Annotated in this window: 8 protein-coding genes; 2 read left to right on the top strand and 6 right to left on the bottom strand. The window is 58.7% G+C overall.

Translation table 11 applies throughout. The features are described 5' to 3' along the window. Positions 1 to 124 precede the first annotated feature (124 nt). Complete coding sequence (locus tag B4F73_RS02820; protein WP_156947865.1) at positions 125 to 274, bottom strand: hypothetical protein; 150 nt, start codon at positions 272 to 274, stop codon at positions 125 to 127. A gap of 177 nt (positions 275 to 451) precedes the next feature. Between B4F73_RS02820 and B4F73_RS02815 the strand changes: the two genes are divergently transcribed. Together B4F73_RS02815 and B4F73_RS02810 are read left to right on the top strand one after the other, a co-directional pair. Further along, positions 452 to 1,072, top strand: coding sequence for an HD family hydrolase (locus tag B4F73_RS02815; RefSeq protein ID WP_290482462.1), 621 nt, complete (start codon positions 452 to 454; stop codon positions 1,070 to 1,072). After that, on the top strand, positions 1,069 to 2,019 hold the full coding sequence (locus tag B4F73_RS02810) for an NUDIX hydrolase (RefSeq protein WP_290482461.1): 951 nt from the start codon (positions 1,069 to 1,071) through the stop codon (positions 2,017 to 2,019). Before B4F73_RS02815 ends, B4F73_RS02810 begins: the two co-directional genes overlap by 4 nt. Before the next feature lie 9 nt (positions 2,020 to 2,028). Here the strand turns inward: B4F73_RS02810 and B4F73_RS02805 are convergent, their stop codons facing one another. The 5 genes from B4F73_RS02805 to B4F73_RS02785 form a co-directional block, all read right to left on the bottom strand. Continuing rightward, positions 2,029 to 3,435 (bottom strand): M16 family metallopeptidase, encoded by a 1,407-nt coding sequence (locus tag B4F73_RS02805; protein WP_290482460.1) that lies wholly within the window; start codon positions 3,433 to 3,435, stop codon positions 2,029 to 2,031. 1 nt (position 3,436) lies between these two features. After that, on the bottom strand, positions 3,437 to 4,792 hold the full coding sequence (locus tag B4F73_RS02800) for a M16 family metallopeptidase (protein WP_206992546.1): 1,356 nt from the start codon (positions 4,790 to 4,792) through the stop codon (positions 3,437 to 3,439). A gap of 50 nt (positions 4,793 to 4,842) precedes the next feature. Further along, positions 4,843 to 5,337, bottom strand: a complete 495-nt coding sequence (locus B4F73_RS02795; protein ID WP_034814107.1) for a DUF3035 domain-containing protein — start codon at positions 5,335 to 5,337, stop codon at positions 4,843 to 4,845. Between the two features lie 33 nt (positions 5,338 to 5,370). After that, positions 5,371 to 5,895 carry a signal peptidase II gene (gene lspA / locus B4F73_RS02790; RefSeq protein ID WP_206992545.1) on the bottom strand — a complete coding sequence of 175 codons (525 nt, stop codon included), beginning with the start codon at positions 5,893 to 5,895 and terminating at the stop codon, positions 5,371 to 5,373. 49 nt (positions 5,896 to 5,944) lie between these two features. Further along, on the bottom strand, positions 5,945 to 8,401 hold a 2,457-nt coding region (locus B4F73_RS02785), incomplete at its 5' end, for an isoleucine--tRNA ligase (protein ID WP_290482459.1).

Below are 8,401 nucleotides of genomic sequence, written 5' to 3'. Positions count from 1 at the left end.
GCATTCCACAAGAATTCCGGCGACTTCAAGCATGGCCAGCGCGGGCTGATCTGCTCGTTTGGTGCTGGCTATTCTGCCGGAACGGTATTTGTTGAGAAAGCCGCTTGAGCGACCAAGACCTGAACTAGTCGTCCAGATCGTCCATGAACATGTCGCCCCAAAGGATTTCCTTGCTGGCACGTACCGCTTCTACAACGACGATGCTACACGCAATCAGCAATACGCCGAACGCAATGGCTTGGGTAGATACAACAGTCGTCAAAGAATCCAGCATGGTCACCTCTTGTTTGGGTCGGCCGCGAATTCGTGAACGCAGCCCTTGTTTACATCCCCCTTTTGCCCGAAACGCCTTAACAGCGCATTTGCCAATCAGGGCGAAAAAGGGACGAGTTCGTAACCGGAATGCCCTCGTTTCTTTACCCCTATTACAAATGGCTTAAAGAAGGGGGTGATGACGTCTCGAGTGAAGCATTCTGTTAAGGCCCCACGAGTCTGGCAACGCATGTTGTCCGGCCGCCGACTCGATTTGGCAAATCCCTCGCCCATGGATGTGGAAATCGAGGACATTGCCCACGGTCTGGCGCGCGTGGCCCGCTGGAATGGCCAAACCCGCGGCGAACATGCATTTTCAGTGGCCGAACATTCTGTCCTTGTGGAAAAGATCTGCCGCACCTTGCAGCCTGACCTGACACCACAGCAAAGCCTGACGGCCCTGCTGCATGACAGCCCTGAATACGTCATCGGCGATATGATCTCTCCTTTCAAAGCCTTGCTGGGAGAAAGCTACAAGAGCATTGAGGCGCGTCTGCAGGAAGCCATCCATATTCGGTTTGGCCTCGCTCCCGTAACACCGCAACGCCTGAAACGTCTGATCAAGAAAGCGGACCTGATCTGCGCATGGAGTGAGGCGATCCAGTTGGCCGGGTTTTCCGAGGACGAAGCAAACAAGCTGTTCGGCAAACCGCCCGAAGACACGAAATTGCGGTTGAAACCAAAAGCTGTACCGGACGCACAATCCACATTCCTGAAGCGCTATGCCCAGATCAACAAGCAAATAGAGACTGCCACATGACACAGTCATCCCCGTTGCTGATTGGTCTGTCTGCCGTGATGGTCGCCGTGGAGGCGGACGCGCCACGTGTGTTGATCACCCAACGCGAGACAGGCGAGGATGCGCTCCCATTCGGCGTCTTCGACCCAGACAGGCACCGCACTTTTGACCTCTCGCTGAGAGGGTGGGTTCGGGAACAGACGGGTTTCGAACTCGGTTATGTTGAACAACTCTACACATTTGGGGACAAAGACCGGGAGACACCCGAAGCAACGCTGGCTGGCACAGCGCCAAATGCGCGTGTCATTTCTGTCGGCTATCTTGCGCTAACCCCCGAAGCGCGCCCGGCAGGTGACTCTTTTGAGGCGCGCTGGCAATCTTGGTACAGATTTTTTCCATGGGAAGACCATCGCAGTGGCAGACCCGCCATCATCGATGCTCATATTGCGCCGCGCCTGATGACCTGGGCGGCGGGAAACGAACGTAGACTGGAGCGCGCACGCGCCGCTTTCGCGCTGGATGGAATCCGTTGGATCGAAGAACGCGTGCTCGACCGCTATGAATTGCTCTATGAAGCTGGTCTGGTCATCGAATGCGCCCGTGACGCTGGCTTGCCTGAACCCGATGTACGCCTCGGCGAGCCTATGGCATCGGATCACCGCCGCATCCTCGCCACCGCCATCTCCCGCCTACGCGGCAAGATCAAATACCGACCGGTAGTGTTCGAGCTCATGCCTGACCGGTTTACACTGTCGTCACTACAACGCGCCGTCGAGGGTATCTTGGGTTTATCCCTGCACACACAAAATTTCCGGCGCGCCTTGGACAAGACCGGTTTTGTCATTGGAACAGGTGCGATGGAAACAAGCACCGGTGGCCGCCCGGCAGAGCTATATAGCTATAACCGGGACAGCGCCTTTGATGCATCGACTACCGGCCTGTCAGCGCCGCGAAAGACAGCGGATTAGGCGAGATGCCTAGTCAAGCCCTTCAGGCTGGCCCACCACAATGAAGCTGAAACGGTCCGGCTGGAGGAATTCCGCAGCAACGCGGTTTGCATCCTCGAGCGTGACAGCTTCGATCAGGGCATTGCGCCGGTCAAAATAATCCACTCCCAGCTCGTCCTGGCGGACACTCATCATCTGGCCCGCGATCTTGGCGTTCGAGTCGAAAGCCAATGGATAGGAGCCTGTGAGGTAGGCCTTCGCGTCAGCAAGCTCTTCCGCCGTAATGCCTTCTTCCGCGATCAAGGCGGTTTCGGCCAATAGTGCCTCTACGAATTCACCTACACTCTCATTCTTGGTTTGGCCGCTGCCACCCCAATTCTGATAGGTGTCGTCAAACGATAGCCAAGAGTAGACGCCATAGGTCAGCCCTTTTTGAACGCGCAGCGATTCCATCAGTCTGCTGCCAAATCCACCACCACCATATGTGTAGTTTACGACATAGGCCGTAAAGAAATCCGGATCTTCGCGTTTGAGGCCTGGTGCCAGAAAGCGCACAAGGCTTTGCGGCTGTGGCAGATCGATAAGCACAGGCTCAAATGCACCGTCTACCGTGAAGGTAATTTCAGGCGTTTCCGGAAGATCATTGCTCTCTGGCAGGCTCTCCGCGATCGCATCAAGCATGGGGGCGAGCTCTTCCGGCGTAATCGCACCGACGGCGGTCACAATCAGGCTGTCTTTCACCATCAGTTTACGCATGTGCGCCTTGGCGAGTTCTGGCGTAAGGGCAGCGATACTCTCGGCGGACGTTTCGCGCGCATAAGGGTGGTCAGGATAGATAGCCTGAGCCTCAGCCCGACCCGCTAGATAGCGCGCATTCGTCTCGCGCGTGTTCAACGAAACTTCCCTTTCCCGCTGGAACCGGGCGAACGGACCCGCATCGAAACGGGGCGCCTCGAAAGCTTGCGCCACAAGGCTCATTGCCTCATCCGCATTGTCGGTGAGCATGGACGCAGAGCAGGAGGTCCAGTCGCTCGAGGCGCTACAACCGAAGCTCATGTTCAGATCTTCCATCCGGGTCTGAAAGGCAAGCGAGTCGAGATCGCCCGCGCCTTCATTCATGTGATAGACAACCGCATCGGCCAGACCTTCCAGGCCCTCCGGATCGGCCGCTTCGCCGCCTTCCCACGCCATCGCCACCGACAGGATCGGGATGGATGGCTCGGAAACCAGCCAGACAGACACGCCGCCGGGCGTGGTAAATTGTTCGATCTCGGCGAAATCCCCTTCGTGGACGACGATATCCAGACCGCTGTCTTCAACAAGTTCTGCGGGTGCCGTATCGGCAACACTGGCCAAGTCATCCTGCGTCTCGACAGAAGCGCACGCCGCAAGCCCGACACCAAGGGCCGCACCAATGATGAGGTCAAAAGGTTTCATCTCAGGAATCTCCCTCGGCAGGCAGCAAGTGTGCCTCAATATAGTGGCGGTCAGCGCCAAAGATTTCGCGCACAGCGGCAATTGCCTGTTCCGTGGTTATGGCACGCATCGCGTCCGGATAATCCAGCACGTCCTCAATCGAGCCACCAAGGGCTAGCGTGGAGCCGAATGTGTTGGCCATGTTGGATTGGCTGTCCCGGGCGTAAATCGCCTGCGCGGCAAGACTGTTACGTGCCCGCTCGACTTCGGCATCAGTGAAGCCCTCTTCCAGCACCTTCTCCACCTCGGCCATGATGGCCGTTTCCAACACGTCCAGTGTGACGCCGGGCGCCGGGCTTGCCGTAATGATGGCGGGGCCTTCATCGTGAAGCGTCGTCCAGGCATACGTGTTGGCATTGATGGCAATCTGCTGGTCTTCGACCAGCGACTGGTAGAGGCGGCTGGTCATGCCGCCGCCGAGGACTTCGAGACCGACATCAAGCGCATAGGAAAGTTCACGGTCGCGGGTCTCGGAAGTGCCGGAATAATACCGGCTCCAGCTAGGCTGGCGAACCTTCGGATCTGAATAGACGAGTTCCTTGGTTTCGGTCAGAGGTGCAACGGGGGCCCATTTACGCTCGCCATGCGCCGTACCGGTTGGCGCAATCGTACCATAATGCTCTTCGGCCAGGACGCGCACTTCTTCGGGCGTCACATCACCAGCGACGACCAGAATCGCATTCTCAGGGCTGTAGTATTCCTTGTAGAAGGCCAATCCGTCCGCTGGCGTCAGAGCCGCCACTTCATCCATATTGCCGATGATCGTGATCTCGTAAGGATGGCCCTTCCAGAGTTCGGACAGGACCATTTCCTGCAGGATCACGCCGGGATTGTTGTCGATGCGCTGGCGACGCTCTTCCTTCACGACATCGCGTTCGGAAATGAACGGACCGTCTGGATCGTCATTGATGACGAGATCGGTCATGCGCTCGGCCTCGAGCGCCATCATCGTACCGAGTTGGTCCTTGGCGACGCGCTCGAAATAGGCGGTGTAGTCCCAACTCGTGAAGGCATTGCTGACGCCGCCATTGCGCGAGACGATGCTGTCGAACTCACCTGGGGCGAGATCGTCAGTCTCCTTGAACATGACATGTTCAAACAGATGCGCGATGCCGGATTTTCCCTCGGCTTCGTCGACCGCGCCGACTTTGTACCACACCATATGAGTCACGACGGGCGCGCGATGGTCAGGAACAACAACGACTTCCATGCCATTGTCGAGATTGAACACGGTCGGAGTCCATGCGCTTTCGTCTGCGACGGCACTGGATGCGAAAGCCGAGAGCGCGAACAGCCCCCCGGCAAATATCCGTTTCATGGGCGTTGTTCCTCTCAGGTGTTCGACTGACTCATTTTACGTAGATTGTATCAGGTTCCCGGCAACTTGATGCGCGGCGCATCGCTGGATTGCTCGATCACGACCGGTTCACCACCGGTGGCATTATCGGTAGCAACGCCTTCAGCGGTTTCCTCATCATCAGCCCGCCAGAACAGGATGCGGTCGGCAATGCTGGTCGATTTGCGGATCGTCTTGGTCTCTTCATAGTCGACCTGCGTGCGGATGACCGGATCAACCGCATTGGCGCCAGCAGCAGCCACGAGGGCTTTCTCGGACGCGCTGGCATTGCGGCCAATGGTCGAGCCGAAGGCGGCGGTGACTTCAGTGCGCGAGCCATCCAGTTCCGGTGGCAAGGCGCCGCCGGCTTCCGGCGGTCGCAGCTTGTAGTTCGGCGGAACGGTCAGAGGAGCCATGGTCACAACGCGGAACTCGTCCGGCGTACGCGAACCGCCACCGGATGACGTACAGGCCGTGGAAGCCGCCATTGCGACACCAGTAGCCAGAAGGATAATCTGTTTTTTCATATCAGGGCGTCCTCGCCATCACGATTAAAATACTCAGGACTGTTTCTTAGCCTGTTTCCGGCCCGACAGTAAGAACTGGTCGGCAAACAGCAATACCGCGCCCACACTAATTGCAGCATCGGCTACGTTGAAGACCCATGGGAACATCAACTCATTGGCATTGACGAAGTCCACAACGGCTCCGAACCGAACCCGGTCGATCAGATTGCCGAACGCGCCGCCAACAACCATGGCCAGCGACAACTTCAACAGCCAATGATCGGCATAGCGCACAAGCCAGTACAGGAAGCCCAGCGCGATCACCAACATGACGAGCGCCAACAGCCAGCGCCCGATGCCATCGGACTGGAACAGGCCATAGCTCATACCCCGGTTCCAAACCATGGTCAGGTCAATCGGACCGGGCAGCGGGATATGTCCGCAGCCCTGACGGGTCTCCAGGCAAGTGAGCGCGTTGAACCGGGGTTCTTCCAGCACAAGCCATTTGGACCACTGGTCTACCAGCACGAATACGGGAATGAGCGCCAGAGCCCAGAGTTTGGAGATTTTCAGTTTCATCCCGCGCAGATTGCAGCTTCAAGCAGGCTGATCAAGCGATTCTGAGCACTCATCCGGCGGCTTTGTCCCACGCCTTCACGGTCAATGCATCGCGCGGCGTGATATCTGGGAAAACCGGATCAGCGGTCGCCGGGTCGAAATACTTCCAGCTACGTCGGCACTTGATACCATCCGCCTTCACCGGATAGACGACCACGCCATCTGTGTCGTCCAGCGTGAACCCGCCGCCATTACCATTGGATGTGTGGATCAGCTCGGCGCCGGATGTAATGAAGATATCGGCGGGACTTTCGCCCTTGAACGCATCGATCAGGTTCTGATCTGCAATGTGCACCTTGGGTGCCGCTTCCAGCGATGCCCCGATCCGCTTCTCGCGGCGCTCGACTTCCAATGCTCCGGTGACGACACGGCGAACCGTGAAGATCTTGGCCCAGCGCGCGGCCAGCGCCTCGTCTTTCCAGCTGTCTGGCGTATCAGCGAACTGCAGCAAGTGCACGGATTCCGCACGATCCTTGATGTGGCTCTCGAGAAACGCCTCCTCCATCGTGAACGGCATGATAGGCGCTAGCCATGTGAGCAGGCGTTCGAGCACGGCGGCCATGACGGTGCGCGCGGCGCGGCGGCGGTTGCCATAGGTGGCGGTCGCATTGTCCCATGCTGATTGGGTCTCAAACCGTGGGTCGCAATACAAGCTGTCCTTGCGGATGTCGAAATAGACCGCTGACAGGTCGACGCCGCAGAAATTGATCAGCAGCGACATGATGCGCTTGAAGTCATAGACGTCATACGCGGCGCGGATCTGGCCATCGAGTTCAGCAAGACGGTGCAACACCCAGCGTTCCAGGCTTGGCATGTCTTCGCGCGGCAGGGCTTCCGCCTCGGTCCAGCCGTCGAGCGCACCGAGCATGTAGCGCACCGTGTTGCGCAGCTTGCGATAGGATTCCACCGAGCCCTTGATGATCTCGTCGGAGATACGCAGGTCTTCCGTATAGTCGCCGGAGGCTGTCCAGATGCGCAGAATTTCGATTCCGTATTGCTTCTGAATTTGCTCGGGTTCGATCGTGTTGCCGATTGATTTCGACATCTTCTTGCCATCTGCATCGACGATGAAACCGTGGGTCAGCACCCGCTTGTAGGGTGCCATGCCGCGCGTCGCACAGCATTCCAGAAGCGATGACTGGAACCAGCCGCGATGTTGGTCAGAGCCTTCCATGTAGAGGTCGGCCTGTCCGGTTTCTGCGTCGATGATGCCACGCTCGCGCAGGGCGAAGGCGTGCGTCGTGCCGCTATCGAACCACACGTCGAGCACGTCCGTGACCTTGTCCCACGCGTTTGCAGACAGACCCAGCGGCGACAGGAAGTCTTCCGCAGGCGTATCGAACCAGGCCTCGACCCCGCCCTTGGCGATGGCCGCCTTGATGGCGTCATTGAGTTGTTCTGCCTGATCCGCTTCCAGCGCCGCCGTATGCGGCTGGCCATCCTTGTTGACGAAGATCGTGATCGGCACGCCCCAATTGCGCTGGCGGCTGATCAGCCAGTCCGGGCGCCCTTCGACCATGCTTTGCAGGCGGTTGCGGCCAACCGCCGGGAAGAATTCCGTGTCCTCAATCGCCTTCAGCGCATTCTCGCGCAGGCTCTTGCCGTTTGGGCCGGGCTTGTCCATCGAGATGAACCATTGCGGCGTCGCGCGGCGGATCACCGGCGCCTTGGAGCGCCAGGAATGGGCATCGCGGATCGTCGTGATGCCGCGCGCCAGAAGGTTCCCGCTCTCGGCCAGCAGCTTGATGACTTCCGGGTTCGCCTTGCCCTGCTCGCCCCGCTTCTTGCCGGACGTGCGGATGATGTCGAGCCCTTGCAGCGCTTGGGGAAGGTCACGGTGCTGATAAGCGCCATCAGGGCTGACGATGTCGCGGATATCAGAGGCCCTGCGACCCGACGAGACCCAGGCATTGAAGTCATCCTCACCATGCGCCGGGGCCGTGTGGACAAATCCTGTACCGGCATCGTCGGTGACATGGTCACCTGCGAGCAGCGGCACGTCGTGCTGGAAGAAGGGGTCTAGCTTGGCCAGCGGGTGAACCAGCGAACCGAGTGCAGCCGGGTCCACATCTTCGACACGTTTGAAGGCGGAAACCTTGGCAGCATCGAGTACGTCCTGTGCCAACTTGTCCGCAAGGATCAGCTTGTCACCTGCAGCCGCGTACGGAGGAAAGCCCAGTTCTTCCTCGCTCATCACGGTTTCGACCTCGAAGAGACCGTAGGAGATGTCCGTGCTGAAGGACACAGCTTGGTTGGCTGGGATGGTCCAGGGAGTTGTGGTCCAGATGACCAGCTTTGCACCGTCCTCGCGGGACGGGACTCCAAACTTCACCCAGATCACCGGAACTTTGCGGTCGTGATACTCTACTTCCGCTTCGGCCAGCGCGGTGCGCTCCACCGGGCTCCACATGATCGGCTTGGCGCCGCGCACCAGCGTACCGCCCATCGCCATGCGCAGGAATTCGCC

This window comes from Hyphomonas sp. UBA3601, assembly GCF_002375605.1.
Classification (GTDB): Bacteria; Pseudomonadota; Alphaproteobacteria; order Caulobacterales; family Hyphomonadaceae; genus Hyphomonas.
This window is presented reverse-complemented; position numbering and strand designations above follow the sequence as displayed.

What these genes read in the sequence shown, in the direction of transcription:
- B4F73_RS02820 (WP_156947865.1), bottom strand. Translation starts at nt 274, where the DNA reads ATGCTGGATTCTTTGACGACTGTTGTATCTACCCAAGCCATTGCGTTC.
- B4F73_RS02795 (WP_034814107.1), bottom strand. Translation starts at nt 5,337, where the DNA reads ATGAAAAAACAGATTATCCTTCTGGCTACTGGTGTCGCAATGGCGGCT.
- lspA (WP_206992545.1), bottom strand. Translation starts at nt 5,895, where the DNA reads ATGAAACTGAAAATCTCCAAACTCTGGGCTCTGGCGCTCATTCCCGTA.
- B4F73_RS02810 (WP_290482461.1), top strand. Translation starts at nt 1,069, where the DNA reads ATGACACAGTCATCCCCGTTGCTGATTGGTCTGTCTGCCGTGATGGTC.
- B4F73_RS02815 (WP_290482462.1), top strand. Translation starts at nt 452, where the DNA reads ATGACGTCTCGAGTGAAGCATTCTGTTAAGGCCCCACGAGTCTGGCAA.
- B4F73_RS02805 (WP_290482460.1), bottom strand. Translation starts at nt 3,435, where the DNA reads ATGAAACCTTTTGACCTCATCATTGGTGCGGCCCTTGGTGTCGGGCTT.
- B4F73_RS02800 (WP_206992546.1), bottom strand. Translation starts at nt 4,792, where the DNA reads ATGAAACGGATATTTGCCGGGGGGCTGTTCGCGCTCTCGGCTTTCGCA.